This window comes from Chitinophaga ginsengisegetis (assembly GCF_900168065.1).
In the GTDB taxonomy this organism is placed as follows: Bacteria; Bacteroidota; Bacteroidia; order Chitinophagales; family Chitinophagaceae; genus Chitinophaga; species Chitinophaga ginsengisegetis.
Genome location: NZ_FUZZ01000001.1, coordinates 1720586 through 1740907, shown reverse-complemented (window position 1 = coordinate 1740907; position 20322 = coordinate 1720586). Strand labels below are relative to the sequence as shown.

The following is a 20322-nucleotide window of genomic DNA, read 5'->3' as shown; positions in this document are numbered from 1 at the left end:
TGATCAACTGAAACTGATAACCCGTATGAATAGTAAATTTTACTACCTGGTGCTCCTGCTGCTCACAACCGTAGCGGTGGCATGGGCACAGCAGGTGCCATCTCCCAAAGAACATTTTGGTTTTAATATAGGAGATGATTATAAACTGGCTAACTATACTCAAACAGCTGCTTACTTTAAAAAACTGTCCGCGTCTCCCCGTACCAAACTGGTAGATATCGGGCTCACGGAAGAAGGCCGCCATCAGTATATGCTCATCGTTTCTTCCCCGGAAAATATAAAACGGCTGGAACGGTATAAAACCATCTCACAGCAACTGGCCCATGCAGAAGGACTTACCGACCAGCAGGCCCGAGAACTGGCCGCAGAAGGAAAGTCCGTGATCTGGATCGATGGCGGGTTGCATGCCACAGAAGTAGTAGGCACGCACCAGCTCATAGAAACCATGTGGCAACTGGTAAGCCGCACCGACCCGGAAACCATGAACATCCTGGACAACGATATCATTCTCTTAACACACGCCAACCCCGACGGGCAGGAGCTGGTGTCCGACTGGTACATGCGGGAACCCGATACCAGCAAAAGGGCTACTAACATACCACGGCTATACGAAAAGTATGTGGGGCATGATAATAACCGCGACTTCTACATGATGAACATGAAGGAAAGCCAGAACATCAGCCGCCAGCTGTTTGTGGAATGGCTCCCGCAAATCATGTACAACCATCATCAGCGTGGCCCTGCAGGGTCTGTACTCGCCGGTCCGCCCTACCGCGATCCTTTCAACCACGTATTTGATCCGCTGATCGTAACCAGTATCGACGCCGTAGGCGCTGCTATGAACAACCGGCTCAATGTGGAAGGGAAGCCCGGCTACACCCAGCGTGCCGGCTCACAATTCTCCACCTGGTGGAATGGCGGCTTGCGCACTACGCCCTATTTTCATAATATGGTAGGAATCCTGACAGAAATAATCGGAAGCCCAACACCGGAAAATGTACCCCTGGTACCGGAACGGCTCATCCCCAACGGAGCTACCCCCAACCCGGTAACGCCCCAGCGGTGGCACTTCCGGCAGTCGATCGATTATTCCGTATCGCTCAACTACGCGGTACTCGACTACGCCTCCCGCTATCGCAGCGAACTGCTGTTTAATATCTACCGCATGGGCAGCAACGCTATCGCAAGAGGAAACCGCGACAACTGGACGTTCTATCCAAGCTATATCGACAGCATAAAAATTGCCAATAAGAACAATAAAAAATCCGAACCTGGTACAGAAGGAGAAGGTGGTGGTGGTGAATTCTCCTTCGGCCGGGAGGATACCGTGGCGGTGAAATACTATGATGCCGTACTGAAAGATCCCGGACGCAGAGACGCCCGCGGATACATCATTCCGGCAGATCAGGCAGATTTCCCCACCGCGGTAAAATTTATCAATGCCCTTATTCAATCAGGCATAGCGGTGCAGAAAGCCACGGCTGCTTTTACAGTGGCAGGAAAACAATACCCTGCCGGCTCATACATTGTAAAAACCAGCCAGGCTTTTCGCCCGCATGTAATAGACATGTTCGAACCACAGGACCATCCCAACGATTTTCAATATGAAGGCGGTCCGCCTATCCGGCCCTACGATGCCGCAGGTTGGACGCTGGCATTCCAGATGGGCGTGAAGTTCGACCGTATTTCGGACAGCTTCAGCGGCCCCTTTGAGAAACTGCCTTACGGTAGTTTGCAATCCCCGCCAAAGCAGGAAGTGGCCACCGCCAAAGGATACCTCATCGACGCGCGCATCAACAACGGTTTCATTGTGGTAAATGATCTGCTGAAAGCAGGCGTGAAAGTATTTCGTGTACCCGTTGGCGTTAAAGAGGCCGGCAGCTTCTATATACCTTCCTCTGCAAAGGCGCATGAATTGCTAGTAAAAGACGCCGCCTCATTTGGTATACCCGTTACCGTTAGTGAAAGTAAGCCTGCAGGGTTAAAAGCAGTGGCGCCCATGCGCATCGGCATCTGGAACAACTACGGCGGGTCTATCCCTGCCGGCTGGATCAGCTGGCTGATGGAGCAGTATCATTTCTCTTACGAATTTATCTACACTTCAGCGATTGACAGCGGAAAGCTCCGCAGCAAATACGACATGATCATCTTTGCTACCGGCGCTATACCCGACACCGGCAAACCTAAAAAGGCACGCAACGGATTTGAACCCAAACCGCCCAAACCGGAAGAACTGCCCGCGCAATACCGCAGCTGGCTGGGAAAAATTACGGCAGATACCTCTATTCCACAGCTGAAGAAATTCCTGGAAGATGGTGGCCGCATTGTTACCATCGGGAGCAGCACCAACCTTGCTTATCACCTGCAGTTACCGGTGCAGAATGCACTGGTGGAAAAGAACAACAAGAATGAAATGAAACCACTCAGTGGTACCAAATACTATATTCCCGGCAGCCTCCTGCTGGCGGATATCGATACTACTGTAGCAGAAACCTTTGGCATGGCTGCAAGAAATGATGTATATTTTGAGCGTAGCCCCGTTTTTAAACTGAGTGCCACCGGTGATACTGCGGGCATCAAAAAACTGATGTGGTTCTCTGACGATAAACCATTACATAGCGGATGGGCCTGGGGCCAGCAGTATCTTAAAAATGGCATTGCGGCATTTGTGGCGCCGGTAGGCAAAGGCAAACTATATGCTTTCGGTCCGGAGATCACGTTCCGGGGCCAATCTCACAGTACCTTTAAATTACTGTTTAACCAATTGTATAAATAATTTATGAGGCAGCAAATCATTTTGGGCAGTATCATGTGTTGTTTCGCGTTATCTGCGGCAGCACAACAGAATAAAGACAAAGCAGCCATGATCACGTACCTGGATCAGCACACCGCCAGCTACGATACCATTGCAAAAAAGATCTGGAGCTATGCAGAACCGGGTTACCTGGAACAACAAAGTTCAGCGCTGCTGCAAACAACTTTGCAGCAACAGGGCTTCACCGTAAAAGCCGGTATCGCCGGTATTCCCACGGCGTTTGAAGCCAGCTATGGCAGCGGCGAACCGGTCATAGCCATCCTCGCGGAATACGACGCCTTACCCGGTTTATCACAGGAAGCAGTGCCGGAAAAACACCCGGTGAAAGACGGCGGACCCGGACATGGTTGCGGACATAATCTTTTTGGAACTGCCTCCGTGGCTGCTGCCGTTAGTGTGAAAAACTGGCTGCAATCCAGCGGTGCAAAAGGAACCATCCGTTTGTATGGTTGTCCTGCGGAAGAAGGCGGCTCCGGGAAAGTGTATATGGTAAGGGAAGGATTGTTTAAAGATGTAAGCGCGGTGTTACACTGGCATCCGGGCAACCAGAACTCTGCGGCAATAGCGCCGTGGCTGGCCAACAAGAATGCTAAATTCAGGTTCTATGGCACCGCGGCACATGCGTCCGGTTCGCCTGAAAAAGGCCGCTCTGCGCTCGATGGCGTGGAAGCAATGGATTATATGGTGAACATGATGCGGGAACACGTACCATCTACCACCCGCATTCACTACGTGATCACCAAAGGTGGCGACGCTCCAAACGTAGTACCCGCCTTTGCAGAAGTATATTACTATGTAAGACACCCGGAAATGAAAGTGGTGAAAAGCGTGTGGGAAAGATTGGTGAAAGCCGCGGAAGGCGCTGCCCTGGGAACCGGCACCCGCATGGATTACGAAGTAATAGGAGGGGTGTATAACATGCTGCCCAATATCACGCTGTCGCAAATAATGGATAAGAACCTCCACCAGGTAGGCGGTTTCAGTTACACCCCGGAAGAAAAGGATTTTGCCAAAAAGATCCAGGCCACCTTCGTGGAAAAAGATAACACCCCCGACCCTGATACCGTTACTTCCCGCGTGAGTCCTTTTACCATGATCAAAGATGCCGGCGGCGCTTCTTCCGACGTGGCGGATGTAAGCTGGGTAGCCCCTACAGCCGGTATTGTAACCGCCACCTTTGTGCCGGGATCATCAGGTCACAGCTGGCAGAATGTGGCTGCCGCCGGCAGCAGCATCGGCGTAAAAGGTATGATGGTAGCCGCCAAAACAATGGCGCTCACCGCATACGATTTGTTTAAAAGCCCGGAAGCCCTGAAAGTGGCAAAAGAAGAACTGAATAAAAGACAGGGAGCCGGGTTCAAATATGAAGCAATGCTGGGCGATAGAAAACCCGCACTGGATTATCGTAAATAACTCAATCAGTAAACGCTATGAGAAATAAACTGCTTGTCACGCTCACCGCTGTTGGACTGTTTTGTACAACTGCGGTGGCACAAAATATTCCTTCTCCGAAAGAACATTTCGGATTTAACATCGGTGACGATTACCAACTGGCCAACTACACGCAAACAGCCGCGTACTTTAAGAAACTCGCGGCCACGTCGAACCGCGTGCAGCTGGTAGACATCGGCAAAACAGAAGAAGGCCGTGATCAGTATATGCTGATCATCTCTTCTCCGGAAAATCTTAAACTGCTGGAGAAATATAAAAAGATTTCACAGCAGCTGGCACGCGCAGAAGGTATCTCTACGGAACAGGCCCGCGCACTGGCCGCAGAAGGAAAAGCAGTGGTATGGATTGATGGCGGACTGCATGCCACCGAAGTAGTAGGTACCCACCAGCTCATTGAAACCGCCTGGGAACTGAGCAGCCGGAAGGACCCGGAAACCCTGCGCATCCTCGATAATGTGATCATCCTCATGACACACGCCAACCCCGACGGCCAGGAGCTGGTGTCCAACTGGTACATGCGCAATGCCGATACACTGAAACGTTCTGTTGATCAGTTGCCTGTATTATACCAGAAGTACATCGGCCATGATAATAACCGCGATTTCTATATCATGAATATGAAAGAAAGCGTGAACATGGGTCGCCAGCTGTTCCTGGAATGGATGCCGCAGATCATGTACAACCACCACCAGCGCGGACCGGAAGGATCGGTACTGGCTGGCCCTCCTTACCGCGATCCGTTCAACTATTTCTTCGATCCGCTGATGATCACCGGTATAGATGCACTGGGCGCGGCTATGTATAACCGCCTCAATGCGGAAGATAAACCCGGTTACACCCGTCTCAATGGCTCCAGCTTTTCTACCTGGTACAACGGCGGCTTACGCACCACCACGCAGTATCATAACATGATCGGGCTGCTCACGGAAATTATCGGTAACCCCACACCGGAAAAGATCCCAGTAGTGCCGCAACGCTTAATACCCAACGGTGCTACCCCGAACCCGGTAACGCCGCAAAACGACTGGCGCTTCAAACGCTCTATTGATTACTCGGTGTCGCTCAATTATGCCGTACTCGATTATGCAGCCAGGCAACGCGATGAAGTGCTTTTCAATATTTACAAAATGGGTAAGAATGCCATCGAAAAAGGCAGCCAGGATTCCTGGACATTATCACCCAAACGCTCCGAAGCCATTACCGCCGCTTTTAAAAAGGATAACGTGGATTCCACCGACAAGAACGATGGCAGCGACCCGTATGGCTGGATGCGCAGGGGAAGTAATATCCCGATGAAGTATTATGATGCGGTGTTTAAAGATCCTGCCGGGAGAGATCCCCGCGGCTACATCCTGTCCGCCGACCAGGCCGATTTCCCGACAGCCGTAAAGTTTATCAATGCCCTCATCAAAGCAGGCATACAGGTACAGAAAGCAGATGCGCCGTTTACGGTGGCGGGTAAACAATATCCTGCCGGTTCTTACATCGTAAAAACAAACCAGGCTTTCCGCCCGCATGTATTGGATATGTTTGAACCACAGGATCATCCAAACGATTTTCAGTATCCCGGAGGTCCTCCTATCCGGCCATATGACGCCGCCGGATGGACACTGGCCTTTCAGATGGGCGTGCAGTTCGACCGGATCCTCGATAGCTTCGACGGGCCATTTACAAAGCTGCCCTACGGCGCGTTACAAACGCCTCCCAAAGCAGCATTGGCTACTGCCGGCGGCTATCTTCTGAGTGCGCGGGAAAACAATGCTTTCATCGCGGTAAATGACCTCATGAAAGCAGGTGTGAAAGTATACCGTCTTACCAAAGGAGTGGCCGGCAACGATAAAGCCGTTCCGGGTAATTTTTATGTACCCGCAGATGGCAAGGCAAAAGAAATACTGCAACAATCAGCTGCTACCCTCGGCCTTAAAACCACCGGTATCAGCAAACGCCCGGCAGGAACCGTAAGCATGGCGCCCATGCGTATTGCATTATGGGATACTTACGGCGGCTCTATGCCTTCCGGCTGGATGCGGTGGATCATGGAGCAGTATCATTTCCCGTTTGAGGTAATATATCCGCAGGATATCGATACCGGTAATCTCCGCAGTAAATACGACGCCATCATCTTCGCTACCCGCGCTATCCCGCCGGTATCAGGCGCAGAGCCCAACAGGTATGGATATGCCCCTAAAGATCCTTTGCCCGCGGATATCCCGGAACAATACCGGCACTCTTTAGGTAAAATCACCAAAGAGAAATCCATTCCGCAGATAAAAACCTTCCTCGAAGAAGGCGGCACCGTGATCACCATTGGCAGCAGCACCAACCTGGCCTATCACCTCGGACTGCCGGTACACAATGCGCTGGTGGAAAAAGATAATGCCGGTAAAGAAAAACCGCTGCCCGGTACCAAATATTTTGTGCCCGGAAGCATCCTGCAGGTATCTTTCGATAGCACGCATCCCGCTGCATGGGGCCTCCCCGCTGTAGGAGATGTAAACTTCGATAACAGCCCCGTATTCCGCCTGGATCCGGATGCAACGGGTAAAGGAATTAAACCGATTGCCTGGTTTTCTACGGATAAACCATTGCATAGCGGCTGGGCATGGGGACAAGCATACCTGAAAGACGGGGTAGCCGCATTTTCTGCCCCCGTTGGCGCCGGCATGCTCTATGCTTTCGGTCCTGAAATTACTTTCCGTGCACAGTCGTTAGGCACCTTCAAGTTATTGTTCAATGACCTGTACGGAATGGATGCCAAAGAAGCAAAGCTGGTGAGAAAGAAGGGATAAGAGATATCATTTAGTCATATGTCAACAGAACGGCCAGGCAATTTGCCTGGCCGTTCTGTTACCGGGAAACCGTATCCAACGGGTGATACGGTTTCCCGGTACAGTTTTTGTTTTTCCGAGAGTAATGTCACGCGAATGATATTCGTATATAAATAATACCAAATCTGTCACTATCTTTGTCAACTTTATCAACTCAAGTTCAATTTTAACCAACAACTGTTATTCAATTCAATCTTTGAATCATGAAAAACCAATTCTTCGCCACGTTAATGGTGGTTTCCGCATCAATGCTATTCTTTAGTGCGTGCAGCAAAGACGAGTCTTCTTCCAACAGCGGCAAGTCGAAGCTCACCGTGTACCTGACAGATGATCCGGCTATTTACGATGAAGTGAACATCGATATCCAGGACATCCAGGTAAATGCATCGGCCGATGCGGCAGAAACGGGTGCAGGTTGGGTATCTGTTCCCCTGGCACGTCCCGGCGTGTATAACCTGCTGGATTTCAGAAATGGATTAGACACCTTACTGGCGTCAAAAGAATTACCCGCCGGTAAAATTTCACAGATCCGGTTGATATTGGGTACCAACAACAGCGTAGTATTGAATGGAGTATCTCACCCGCTGGAAACTCCTTCTGCGCAACAATCAGGTTTAAAACTGAATGTTCATGCCGACCTGGTTGCCGACATCGAATACCGCCTCTGGATCGATTTTGACGCGGGCCGCTCTATTGTTACCACCGGAAGCAATAAGTACATCCTGAAACCAGTGATCCGTACTTATACACAAGCAACCAGCGGTACTATCAAAGGAATCGCTTTACCATTGCTGCAGGTGAAAGGCGTTTACGCCATTCAGAACACGGATACTGTTGCTTCCGCATTGCCGGACGCATTAACCGGCGCCTATGTAATATCCGGCTTAAGCGCGGGTACTTATAATGTGGCTATTGCCGGTAATGGTATCTTAAAAGATACTACCGTTGCTGCCGTAGCAGTAAAAGTAGGAGAAGTATCTACTGTAAGCACTATCACATTGAAGTAAGTCATCAGATAGCATTGATAAAATAGGCTGACCAATCCGGTCAGCCTATTTTTTTGTATTTATTTTTGAAGATGCAAAAATAGCTTTTAAAAAGAGGTCATACGTCAATTAAACTTCTTCCCCGGAAAATAATAGCTCCGCACAATAATAATAACAGGCAGGGCTAACGCTACCCAGGAAAATATATCCCAGAAACCGTCGCCTGCCAGGGCTGTAATTAATCCGGCTATCGACAGCAATGCTATCAGCAGCGGTTTTCCCCATAATCTGATCCATGCATTATGCTTCATTTTCGTATACAGTTTTTTCGGTGAACCTGCTCCATTGCAGTTTGCTGGCCTTTCTGCGCGCAAACCACAGGTAAAGGCCCGTAATCAATACAATGATGGTACCCAGGTCAAATAATGCCCAGATGACCTTTAAAGGCATACCGCCATAATCACCGAAGTGCAGGGGCTCTGATAAAAACAGGGTGTTTACATACCAGGGCATTCTCCGGGCATCGGTAAGGGCGCCGGTTTTGGCATCCACCAGTGCCGGCATCAGCAACCTCGATGTGAGAGAGGTGTTGCCCCGCATAAATACAGCGTAGTGATGTTTGCTGGAAAATAGGGTGCCGGGATAGGTAACTATACGCGGCTCCATATGCGGTGCAGCTTTTTGTGCCACCGTCATTGCGCGGTCTAATGAACTGAGATTGCCCGTAAGTGGCTGCTGGTGGGCATACGGCGCCACCATTTCTTTTAGCTGTCCCTGCTGCCATAAGGCCAGCACTACATCAGACAGGGTGTTGATAACACCGGTAAGTCCTACCACACTGGCCCATGTAAGTGTAACAATGCCAATCAGGTTATGGGTATCCAGCCATTTAAGGCGGTTCGATTTATACTTCCGCACCATCCCGAAATCGTACTTTTTCATGATGCGCCCATAAAGCACTACGCCGGAAATAATGGCAATAACGAACAGGATCCCCATGAGACCCAGGAATAATTTCCCGCCAATGCCAAGAAACATATTGATGTGAATCTTCAGAATGATGTCCATTACTCCATCGGTGGTGGGCTTGTCCAGCACCGCGCCGGTATACATGTTGAGCATGGCGTACCGGCTTCCTTCCGGAGGAGCGTCGGGTTTGGCGGCGAGGTCAAATATGATCTTGTTTTTATCTTTTTCATCCCAGAAGATATACCGTATCTTTTCCGCCGGGTATTGTTTGCCGGCAAGTACTGCCAGTGAGTCCAGGCTTAGTTTACGGGCGCCTTCAGGGATTTCTGCCACTACCTGTTTTTCCAGCAGTCCATCCAGCTCGTCATGAAAGATCAGCGGAAGACCGGTTAAACATAGCATCAGTAAAAAAACAGTGCAAACAAGGCTGGTCCATTTATGCCATAGAAACCAACGCCTGGCGGTTTTTATATTCATTATTCAAAAAGTGTAATTCAACCCCAAAGTTGATAGCTTCCCTTAGCTTTAGTTTACGGGATCCGGAATTACATTTTACAAATCCGGAATTTTATAGGGTACAGGTGATCTTCTTCTTTAATAATTCTGAATAACTTTGCATGCATAATCTGCATTTTATGAAAATAGCATTGGCTTCTCCACCACCCCCCACATCTGTCAGCGAAGGTTTATCATGGGCTGAGAAACTAATAGGAGAGGCCGCAAAGCAACATGCGGAAATTATCTGTTTCCCTGAGTCATATATCCCCGGTTATCCCGGAATGGGAAGTACGGAAGCAGAGCGTTCTCCCGGAAAATTACAGGAGGCATTGGAAAAAGTGGGCCAGCTTGCCGCTGAAAATTCCATTGCCGTTATTATGCCGATGGACTGGTACCAGGGAGAAGCATTGCTGAATGTAGCTTTTGTGATTTCAGCAACCGGAGAAGTATTAGGATACCAGACCAAAAACCAGTTGGATCCCACAGAAGATAATATCTGGATCCCCGGAACAGAGCGCAGTGTTTTTGAAGTGAATGGGGTAAAATTTGGTATCACCATCTGTCATGAAGGATTCCGTTACCCGGAATCTGTCCGGTGGGCAGCCCGGCACGATGCCAAAATAGTATTTCACCCGCATTGCACCGGCAGCAACACCACCGGTGAATTACTTACCGAATGGGGCCATATCAATAACCCCTACTATGAGAAAGCCATGATGATGCGCGCATTGGAAAATACCATCTATTTCGCCAGTGCCAATTATGCGTTTACCTACCCCGATTCAGCCAGCTCGGTAATAGGTCCGGACGGCGCCTGCCTAATACACGGGGAATATGGTAAACCGGGTGTAATTGTAGCAGATATTGACCCTGCATTGGCTACGGGTTTGCTGGCGAAGAGATACAGGTCGGCGTTATATGAAAAGCGGAATAAAGAAGCCACTGAATGACGACCTGAGCGAATTACGAAAACCTATACAGAATTATCAGGTAAAGAAAAGAATCACCCCAAAATGGGTGGTTCTTAATATTTTGTATTATCTTCATAATAGAAATTGTCGTGATTATAATAACTGGATTATGAAAGCCTTACTGCCCCATCTGGTATCTGTAGCTTGTGATAGATAACGTTAGCCATTCTATTTTTATGTAGCCTGAAAACAATCTTTATACATATTCCCTCATTATTTAAAATAGCTGAGAATGAAAAGAACTAGCCTTATCTCCACTATTACGCTGGTATTTGCAGCTTTTGCAACCGATGCATTTGCACAGGAAACAGCTTCTGCTACTGCTACCGCCACTATTGTAACACCCATCAGTATTGTGAAAGATGTAGACATGAACTTTGGTAACGTAGCCGTACAATCCACCGCTGGTGGTACAGTTGTGCTTACCCCGGCAGGTGTTCGCAGTACTACCGGCGGTGTTACGCTTCCTTCCACTGCTACAGGAACCATTACTGCCGCTTCCTTTACCGTAACAGGTACCGGCAACTATTCCTACAGCATTACTTTGCCGTCTACCGCCCTCACTATCACCAGCGGGTCCAATACCATGACGGTTACAAATTTCACCAGCGACCCTTCAGGTGTTGGTACACTTACAGCAGGTACCCAAACGCTTAATGTTGGCGCTACCCTGAATGTAAGCGCTGCACAGGCCGCCGGAACATATGTTTCCGGTACCCCATTCGATGTAACCGTTAATTACAACTGATCAACCGGCTTTAAATACGGCCGCTCTTCTTACGGACAACCTTAATCATATCCTGTGTAGCTGCACGCTTCGCGGCTATGCGCTTATTACAAAGTATGAACCCATGAACTCATCGGTACGCCCGAATAATTGCTTCGTTAGGTATCCTTACTGTTTTGTAATCACATTTATTGTATGTTGTTGCATGGCATTTCAGGAAACATGCGCCCAGGGTAACCTGTTGGTAACGCCCGTAAGGGTTGTTTTTGAAGGCCCCAAACGTGCGGAGGAACTGAATCTTGCAAACTCCGGAAAAGATACCGCCAGGTATCTTATTTCATTCGTAGAGATCCGGATGAATAAGAATGGTACGTTTCAACAGATTAATGAACCGGACTCCGGGCAACAGTTTGCCAGTAAATACCTGCGTTTCTTCCCGCGCAGCGTGGTACTCGGACCCAATGAAGCACAGGTGATAAAACTGCAGTTAACCGGCGCGGGCCAGCTGGAGCCTGGCGAATACCGCTCGCATCTCTATTTCCGGGCGGTGCCGGATGAAAAGCCCATCGGGGATGACACTGCACCTGCAGACAGCACCGGTATCAATGTGAAACTGACCCCTGTTTTTGGCATCACCATCCCGGTTATTATACGCGTCGGCGAAACCGCCGCAAGCGTGCAGCTATCAGAACTGTCCGTTGACCTCGCAAAAGGCCCCGGTCTGAATGTACTCTTTAACCGGCTGGGCAATTCTTCGGTATATGGTGATCTCACAGTTGATTATGTGTCGCCCCAGGGGAAAACAACACAGGTAGCAGTGGCCAGGGGGCTGGCAGTATACACACCCAACACGCAACGTTACCTTCATCTTCCGCTTGAAAACAAATCCGGTATTAATTACCATACCGGGAAATTACGCATAGCATATACTGCCAAATCAAAAGCTTCAACGGAACAACTGGCCCAGGCCGAGTTGCAGTTACGGTAGCCGGGAGAAAGCCTCAACCAAATAACGCTCCTATGGAAGTGATTATACATTGGTTCGTTCATCAGTTTTACAACAAAATAACCAGGGCTTTCCTTTCCGGTATCCCCGGCGCACTCCTTTATGCCTGCCGGTATCCGCCGGGTAGAAGGTTGCTGTTGCTGCTGTTGTTGCTCTTTCCCATTCTGTTATCGGCGCAAACAAGCTGGAAAGGAACCGTAAGCAGTTCCTGGGCCAACAGTGCCAACTGGACTGCCGGCGTACCCAGCGCCACTGTCGATGCGATCATAGGCGACGCCGCTTTTACAGGAATATATTACCCGGTGATCAGTTACAGCTCCAGTTGTAAATCACTCACCGTAGGTGCCGGCGTTAATGCTACATTAACCATTTCCAAAAGCCTCACTGTAGCAGGCAACCTGGTGCTCAGTTCCGGCAGCACCATTTCGCAGCGCGGTGTTACACTTACTGTAAAAGGCAACTGGACTAACTCCGGCAGCTACACTACCTCCAGTACCAATGCCAGGGTAACTTTTGCAGGAACCACCCAATCTATAGGAGGCGCCTCCGCTACCACCTTCAGAAAACTCACCATCGGCGTGGGTAGCACCACCACGCAGAATGTGAACATGACCGTGTCCGGCACCTTTACCGTAAACGGAACGTTTGTTCCGGCAGATGTGGCCACACCTGTTCTCATCTCCGGCGCCGCCACTACTTCGGTAGCCGCCGGCGGCATCCTGCACGTAAAAGCATCCGTCATCGGAAGTAACTACGGCCTCACCGGAACAATAACCCTTGCCGCTGGCAGTATTGTAGATTATAGCGGTACGCTGGTAAATCAAACGGTCAGGAACACGCTTACCTATTCCACCCTCCGGATCAGTGGCAGCGGCATAAAAACACTGGGAGGAAACCTGAATCCGCTTAATGCCACTGTTGAAACAGCAGGGAAAATAGAAGTACTCGCCGGTACGCTCGACCTCTCCACCTTTACCGCAAACAGGGGGACCACCGTGGTGGGCGGTGGCCTGACAGTAGCCAACAACGCTACCTTGAAGATCGGAGGTACCAGCACCTTCCCGGTTAACTATGCAACTGTTTCTCTTGGCCTCACCAGCACCGTTGAATATAACGGTACCAATCAGGCAGTAGCAGCCGAACCCTATGGAAATCTCACTTTGTCTGCCAGCAGCGGTGCTGTCGTTAAAACTATGCCGGCCACGGCGCTTGCAATATCTGGAAACCTTACCTCCGCCATCGGCAGCGGTACATCCGTTAGCTATACTGCCGCCTCCAATATCACCGTGAGTGGTAATGTGAATATTGGTACGGCTACCACATTCAATGGAGGCAGCTTCACCGTCACTACTTCCTCCAGCTGGGTAAATAACGGCACCTTTAGCGGCAGTACGGGAACGGTGGTAATGACCGGAGGAGGTACTTCCATCAGCGGAACAGGCACACATAATTTTAATAACCTCACAGTGGCCGCTACCAATATCACAGCGGCCGCCGGTACTACTATTACCTTAACCGGAAACCTTACCAGCACAGCGCCGGGTACATTCACCCATCTTGCTGGTGGAACGCTTACCATGACCGGCGCCGGCAAAACAATCACCGGTACCGGCATTACATTTGAAAACCTTACCGTTTCCGGTTCCGTGACCGCAGCAGAGGAAATAACCATCACCGGTAACCTGTCTGTAAGTGGCAGCATGAATGATGCTGCCGGCAGCGTAACCATGAGCGGTACAGGGAAAACCTTGTCCGGCGCAGGTACTGTTACTTTGGGAACACTGGCAGTAACAGGTAGTATCACCTCCACCGCAGCTTTTTCTATCGGCAACATCCTGGATGTATCAGGTACTTTCACGGCCAGCGCAGGTACGGCAACTTTCACCGGCAGCAGCTTCCTGAACGGCACGGCCAACCTCTTCAATGTTACCCTCAATGGAACATCATTACAACTATCGGCCAACGCAGTGCTGGGAATAGCCAATGTATACACCGTTACAGCGGGAACGCTCAATGTAACATCCTCCGTTCCCAATACGGTCAACTTTAATGGAACCGGCGCGCAAACACTGGCAGCCGGCACTTATAACAAACTCACCGTAAGCAACGGCAACACAAAAACGCTGGGAGGTACCGTGGTGGTCAACAGCGATTTTACCATCGCATCGGCCACTACCTTCAACGCCTCTACGCAATCTATTTCTGTTCTGGGCAACTGGATCAACAACGGTACTTTCACGCCCACTACAAGCACAGTAACGCTGAGCGGCGCGGCTAATACTTCCGTAACGGGCGCCCCTACTTTCAATATACTCACGATCAATAAAACCAGTGCTGTTAACCAGGTAACCCTGTTGAATAATGTGTCAGTAACCACGCTGAACATGACCAGCGGAACGATGATCACCGGCGCCAACACCGTTACCATTACAGGTAACAGATCAGGTAATGGTATCATACTGGGTAAGATCCAGCATTCCCACACGTTTGTATTGGGTACGGCCTATGCTTTTGAAAGCCCCAATAACACCGTCACCCTCACAGGGATAACTACGTCTGCTTCCATCACAGTGGAGGTTAACCCGCAGAGTGTAGCCGATTTTCCTTCGGGAGCAGCTGTGAACCGTGAATATACCATTACGGCCAGCGGCATCACCCTGGCAGCTACGCTGCTGCGCTTCCACTATGAAGATGCAGAATTGAATGGTAATACCGAAGCCAGTCTCAGTATCTGGCGCAATGGAGGTTCCGGCTGGTCTATCTATGGCAATTCAGGCAGCAATACCACCGCCAATTATGTGGAGCAAACAAGCCTGCTGGCAGCATTTACGGGCCGTTACACACTGGCGTCTGCGTCTAACGTGGTGAGATGGAACGGGGCCGTGAGCAGCGACTGGAATACGGCTGCCAACTGGACCATTGCACAGGGCAGTCCTTCCCGGCCACCCGGCGTTAACGATATTGCTGAAATAGGCACCATTGCTTTCACTAACCAGCCGGTAATCAGCAACAGCGCCAACGTGAAAAGCATTTCCTTCGGCAGCGCACAGGCAGCCACGCTTACACTGGCCGCCGGAGGGTCATTGGTAACACAGGGTAATATCACCGGCCTGTGGTCGGCCAATGCCAGCCATACTATTAATGTAAATAACCAGAACCTTACTGTAAATGGAAACCTTACGCTGAGTGATGGTACTGCCGGTCATAATATACAGTTAAACATCGGGAATGGTAACGTTACGGCCACAGGATCGGTTATTCAATCAGGTGGCGCCGGCATTGTCTTCTCGGGTGCAGGTACCCTGAATATTGGCAACAGCTTCAGCTACAGTAGTGGCACGTTTACGGCAGGCAGTGGTACCGTGGTGTATAATGGCTCGTCCATCCAGTCGGTAGCCGGACTTACCTACAATCACCTCACTATAGCCAAAACTGCCGGTAGTGCGCAAATCAACAGCGCCGTTACGGTAAACGGCAACCTCACTGTCAGCGGTGGTGACCTGAGCATTAATGCGGCCACCACGGTAACCGGGGATGTAGCCATCAGCGCGGGAGCTACCGCGAACGGAGGAGCCGCCACATTAACATTAAACGGTAACTGGAGCAATAGTGGCACATTTACTCCCGGAACGGGAACGGTTAACTTCACCGGCAGCAACGCACAGAATATTTCTGCTACCACTTTTAATAATGTTGTGGTCAACAAAACAGGCGCAACAGCCACGCTCACCGGTAATGTGATTACCAACGGCAACCTGTCTGTAAACGGAGGCACGCTCGACCTGGCTACGTTCACGGCTAACCGTAGTTCCCCGGGAGGAACACTTACCATCGCAAACGGCGCCACACTGGTGGCAGGAGGAACAAATAATTTTCCTGCAGACTATTCCCAGTACCTGCCCGGCGCCACCAGCACCGTTAATTACAACAGGGCAGGAACCCAAACCGTATCAGGAAATATTGCCTACGGGCATCTTATACTAAGTGGCAGCGGCACCAAAACCCTTGCGGCTAATATTACCGTAAATGGCGATCTGCAGATCGGCAGCGGTACTACTTTTAGCGCCGGTGCATTTACCATCAACCTCTATGGCAACTGGGCCAACAGCGGCACCTTTGCCGGTGGCACGGGTACAATTACCCTTAATGGCAGCGGGAAAACAATTACAGGAAATACTACGTTCAACAGGCTCACTGTTTACGGCAGCTATGCAGTAGCCGGCAGCGATATTACTTACAATGGTTTATTGCAGGTAATAGCCGGCGGCGCCTACGATGGTGGCAGCGGCTCTGCAACAATAAACGGCGACCTTACCAACAGCGGATCACTCACCAGCAACGGCGTCACCACTTTTACAGGTACTTCCCTGCAAACGATCCGCTTCTTAAATGCCATTATTTCCAATTCTAGCGGCGTCATTAATTTCAATGGTAACGTGTCACCGGTATTAAATTCTACCAGCGCCCCTACCTTCGCTACCCTGAATGTAAACAACACTGCGGGCATCAATCCTAGTGTGGGGTGGACAGTACTGGTGGCCTTTAATATCAGCAGCGGCGCCATTTTCAACGGGGGGCTTTCCACGCACACCATCCGCGGCAGCTTTACTAATAATGGTACGGTAACCAGCACAGGTACACTTTATTTTAATCCTTTTGCAGCACAGAACATCACTCTCAGGGGAACGGCTTTTTCCAGTACGGGTTCTGTGATATTCGGCGGCAGTGCAGCTCTTACCGTTTCCGGGTCGCCAACCATGCTTACGGATGTTACCATTGCCAATACGGCTGGCGTTACACCGGCCACCAGCTGGAATATCAGCGGGGATCTTCATATCAATGGCAACGCTATTTTTAATGCAGGCAGTAACAACTTCACGGTTGGCGGTGATATCGAAAGCAATGGTACATTGAACGGCGGTACTTCTACTTTTACCATGACTTCCCCCGCCGGTATTTTAACCGGTAGTGAAGGAACTACCTTTTATAATCTCGTGATCAATGGCGCCATAATTTCGGACGCAGACTTTAATATAGAGCATAACTTTACCATTAACGGATCGTTGGATGCATCGGCAGGTATGCCTGCCATGACGGGCGCCGCACCTTCTGTTATCGGCGGTACCGGCAGTCCCTTTAACCTCGCGCAACTGCAGGTACATAAAGAAGCTACCGCCACAACTACACTTGCCAGAACCCTCAGGAACATGATTGCACTGGACATCACCAGCGGCACGCTCGATGCCGGCGATTCTACCATTATCCAGGATGCCACAAACGGCGGCGGAATGGCGATCGACGACAGCGCACGTCTCATCGTAAGAGGAGTATACAGTTTACCGGATTTTGATACCTATCTGCTGGATACACTAAGCACCGTGGAATATGCAGGCAGTACGCAAACCGTTGCTGCAGTGACGCCATATGGTAATCTTACTATCTCGGCAACAGGTACAAAAACTGCCACTGCGCCATTAACCATACTGAATAACTTCACACTCAGCAACGGCACGTTTGTACCGGGCAGCTTCACGGATACACTCAGGGGAAACTGGAGTATGACCGGCGGAACATTTACCAACACCGGTTCTACCATTTATTTCAATGGTACTGCTGATCAAAGCATTGCTTCCACCGGCGCTTTTAATCATATCAAAGTAAATAAAACAACCGGACTGGTTACCCTGTTTACGAACGCCACGGTAAATGGTACCCTTACATTTATGGCCGGAAAAATCCGCACCGGGACTACCAACGCGGTGATTATTCCCGCCACCGGAACAGTAAGCGGCGCCGCGCAAAATACAGGATGGGTATATGGCCGCCTGCAAAAAAATGTAGCTACCGGTACCAATGTTACCCGCACTTATGAACTTGGCGACAGCCTCAATTACACACCGGCAACAACGTTGTACGCCAATGTAAGTGTTGCCGGTAATGTGCTTGCAGGTGTATACGCTGTCAGCCATCCGAATCTCCTCACCTCCGGCTTAAATACCAGCAGGAAAGTAAACAGGTACTGGGCTTTTACCAACAGCGCCACCACCTTTACCACAGTTTCAGTAACACTTAACTGGGTAGCCGCGGATGTGGATGCAGGATCGGTCACTACCAATTTTAAAGTGGCAAGATATAACGGCACTTCCTGGTCGCTGGCTGCCGTAAGTTCCCCGCTGCCTACTTCCATACAGGCAACAGGACTCACCGCATTTGGCGACCTGGCAATAGGGGAGCTGGCCACCGGCGCTATATGGACCGGCGCAGTGAGCACCAACTGGTATATTACCGGCAACTGGTCGTCTGCCGCCATACCGGTGAGCACCACTAATGTTACCATCCCAACAGGTCTTGTAAACTATCCGCTTATCAACTCCGGTGTAGCGGTAGCCAATAATATAACCATACAAACCGGCGCTACGGTAACAGTAAGCGGCGCCACACTTCAGGTAGGAGGCGTTATCGCTAACAGTGGCAGCTTCACTGCTACAGCCGGCACCATAGAATTAAACGGGGCTGCTGCGCAGGTAATTCCTGCCGCAGCCTTTACCTCAAATACATTACTGCACCTTACCATCAACAACGCATCGGGCGTAACGCTGAACGGTACACTGAATATCAGCGGGATTCTCAAAGTAACCAGCGGACAGCTAAATACCGGTGGTTATCTTACGCTGCTGTCTACCGCTACTCAAACAGCGCTGATCGATGGCAGCGGCGCCGGACAGGTAGCCGGTAATGTTACCATACAAAGGTATCTGCCCACTGCATTCGGATATAAATACATCAGCTCTCCTTTCCAGGCGGCCACCGTAAATGAGCTGGCAGATGATATTAATCTCAATGCTACATTCCCGTCTTTTTACCGCTATGTGGAAAACCGCACATCTTCCGGTTGGGTAGCGTATACCAGCCCTGCGGGCGTGCTTACGCCTATGCAGGGATATACTGCCCAGATGGGCACTTCCAATACACCGGTAACAATAGATATCACCGGCGTAGTGAATAATCAAACCGTTACGGCGCCCACGCTTACCAATAACAATCAACCCTATACGCAGGGCTTCAACCTGGTAGGGAATCCGTTTCCTTCGCCGGTCGACTGGGACGTTGCCGCCGGATGGACCCGCACTAACATCGATAATGCCGTGTACTATTTTAACGGAGGTACTGCCGATCAGTATACCGGCACCTACAGCTCTTATATCAATGGCGTTTCCAGCGACGGCGTTGCCACCAACGTGATCGCTGCCATGCAGGGATTCTTTGTACACGTTACCAATGGCGCCTTCCCGGTCACCGGCACGTTGTCAGTAAACAACAGCGCAAGAACAACTAATCTCTCGCCGGTATATCACCGCGTTTCGCAAACAATGCCTATACTCAGGATGAGCGCCGCCTTTGCAGACGACGGACAAACAGCTGATCCGGTAGTGGTGTACTTTGATGCCACTGCATCAGCAGCCTTCGAGAAAACAATGGATGCGCTAAAGCTGATGAACACAGATCCGGCAGTGCCTAACATCTACGCACTGTCTGCCGACAGCGTCCGGCTTTCTATTAACGCATGGCCGCAGTTCCCCGACAGCACCGGTGTAATACCGCTGGGGCTCAAAACAGAAAAGGCCGGATGGGTAACATTCAACACCGTGGATATCGCACGCATGCCGCAACAGCTGCATATTTACCTGAAGGATGCCGTAACCGGTAAAACAGAAGAATTGCGCCAGTATGCAAAGTACAGGGTATACCTCGATGCAGGCACGTATGAAAACCGTTTTTCACTCGTGTTCCGGAATAACGGCACCACATCCCCGCCTGCTTCAGAACCGGTGTTCAGGGCTTACAGCGTTAGCGGAATACTTTATGGTTACTTCGATAAAGTGCCCGGTGAAAAATGCCGCATCACCATCTCTAATCTCCTCGGACAGGTATTATGGCGGCAGGATATTACCGGCAACGGCCAGCATGTAATTGGGAAGCAGTATAGCAGCGGAATATATATTGTTTCATTTTATACAGATGATAAAGTGGTGTCTAAAAAAGTATTTATAAATAATCAGCAATAATTTT

At 50.1% G+C, this 20322-nt stretch carries 10 protein-coding genes; 8 read left to right on the top strand and 2 right to left on the bottom strand.

Annotated elements, in window-relative coordinates; all coding sequences use genetic code 11:
* The first annotated feature begins 25 nt into the window (after positions 1-25).
* The 4 genes from B5Z18_RS06840 to B5Z18_RS06825 all read left to right on the top strand — a co-directional run bounded on the left by B5Z18_RS06840 (position 26) and on the right by B5Z18_RS06825 (position 8102).
* The gene (locus B5Z18_RS06840) at positions 26-2776 is read left to right on the top strand and encodes a M14 family metallopeptidase (protein WP_079468627.1); all 2751 of its coding nucleotides are present in this window, start codon (positions 26-28) and stop codon (positions 2774-2776) included.
* 3 nt (positions 2777-2779) lie between these two features.
* Complete coding sequence (locus B5Z18_RS06835; protein WP_079468626.1) at positions 2780-4228, top strand: amidohydrolase; 1449 nt, start codon at positions 2780-2782, stop codon at positions 4226-4228.
* A gap of 17 nt (positions 4229-4245) precedes the next feature.
* Positions 4246-7056, top strand: a complete 2811-nt coding sequence (locus tag B5Z18_RS06830) for a M14 family metallopeptidase (RefSeq protein ID WP_079468625.1) — start codon at positions 4246-4248, stop codon at positions 7054-7056.
* A gap of 242 nt (positions 7057-7298) precedes the next feature.
* Positions 7299-8102: a DUF4382 domain-containing protein gene (locus tag B5Z18_RS06825; protein WP_079468624.1), complete on the top strand. Its 804-nt coding sequence runs from the start codon at positions 7299-7301 to the stop codon at positions 8100-8102.
* 104 nt (positions 8103-8206) lie between these two features.
* Here B5Z18_RS06825 and B5Z18_RS06820 read toward each other — a convergent pair whose 3' ends face one another.
* Complete coding sequence (locus tag B5Z18_RS06820; RefSeq protein WP_079468623.1) at positions 8207-8392, bottom strand: hypothetical protein; 186 nt, start codon at positions 8390-8392, stop codon at positions 8207-8209.
* On the bottom strand, positions 8382-9527 hold the full coding sequence (locus tag B5Z18_RS06815; RefSeq protein WP_079468622.1) for a PepSY-associated TM helix domain-containing protein: 1146 nt from the start codon (positions 9525-9527) through the stop codon (positions 8382-8384). The genes B5Z18_RS06820 and B5Z18_RS06815 overlap by 11 nt, the downstream gene beginning before the upstream one ends.
* Positions 9528-9685: 158 nt before the next feature.
* On the opposite strand from B5Z18_RS06815, the gene B5Z18_RS06810 reads away from it, so the two are divergent.
* The 4 genes from B5Z18_RS06810 (at position 9686) to B5Z18_RS06795 (ending at position 20318) form a co-directional block, all read left to right on the top strand.
* Positions 9686-10498 carry a carbon-nitrogen hydrolase family protein gene (locus tag B5Z18_RS06810; RefSeq protein ID WP_079469996.1) on the top strand — a complete coding sequence of 271 codons (813 nt, stop codon included), beginning with the start codon at positions 9686-9688 and terminating at the stop codon, positions 10496-10498.
* A gap of 253 nt (positions 10499-10751) precedes the next feature.
* Complete coding sequence (locus tag B5Z18_RS06805; protein WP_079468621.1) at positions 10752-11267, top strand: DUF4402 domain-containing protein; 516 nt, start codon at positions 10752-10754, stop codon at positions 11265-11267.
* 184 nt (positions 11268-11451) lie between these two features.
* The gene (locus tag B5Z18_RS06800) at positions 11452-12234 is read left to right on the top strand and encodes a fimbrial biogenesis chaperone (RefSeq protein WP_079468620.1); all 783 of its coding nucleotides are present in this window, start codon (positions 11452-11454) and stop codon (positions 12232-12234) included.
* Positions 12235-12266: 32 nt separating this feature from the next.
* Positions 12267-20318, top strand: coding sequence for a T9SS type A sorting domain-containing protein (locus B5Z18_RS06795; protein WP_079468619.1), 8052 nt, complete (start codon positions 12267-12269; stop codon positions 20316-20318).
* Positions 20319-20322 lie beyond the last annotated feature (4 nt).

Excerpts from the sequence above, each read along its gene's own strand:
- B5Z18_RS06840 (WP_079468627.1), top strand. The coding sequence starts at position 26 with ATGAATAGTAAATTTTACTACCTGGTGCTCCTGCTGCTCACAACCGTA.
- B5Z18_RS06835 (WP_079468626.1), top strand. The coding sequence starts at position 2,780 with ATGAGGCAGCAAATCATTTTGGGCAGTATCATGTGTTGTTTCGCGTTA.
- B5Z18_RS06830 (WP_079468625.1), top strand. The coding sequence starts at position 4,246 with ATGAGAAATAAACTGCTTGTCACGCTCACCGCTGTTGGACTGTTTTGT.
- B5Z18_RS06825 (WP_079468624.1), top strand. The coding sequence starts at position 7,299 with ATGAAAAACCAATTCTTCGCCACGTTAATGGTGGTTTCCGCATCAATG.
- B5Z18_RS06820 (WP_079468623.1), bottom strand. The coding sequence starts at position 8,392 with ATGAAGCATAATGCATGGATCAGATTATGGGGAAAACCGCTGCTGATA.
- B5Z18_RS06815 (WP_079468622.1), bottom strand. The coding sequence starts at position 9,527 with ATGAATATAAAAACCGCCAGGCGTTGGTTTCTATGGCATAAATGGACC.
- B5Z18_RS06810 (WP_079469996.1), top strand. The coding sequence starts at position 9,686 with ATGAAAATAGCATTGGCTTCTCCACCACCCCCCACATCTGTCAGCGAA.
- B5Z18_RS06805 (WP_079468621.1), top strand. The coding sequence starts at position 10,752 with ATGAAAAGAACTAGCCTTATCTCCACTATTACGCTGGTATTTGCAGCT.
- B5Z18_RS06800 (WP_079468620.1), top strand. The coding sequence starts at position 11,452 with ATGGCATTTCAGGAAACATGCGCCCAGGGTAACCTGTTGGTAACGCCC.
- B5Z18_RS06795 (WP_079468619.1), top strand. The coding sequence starts at position 12,267 with ATGGAAGTGATTATACATTGGTTCGTTCATCAGTTTTACAACAAAATA.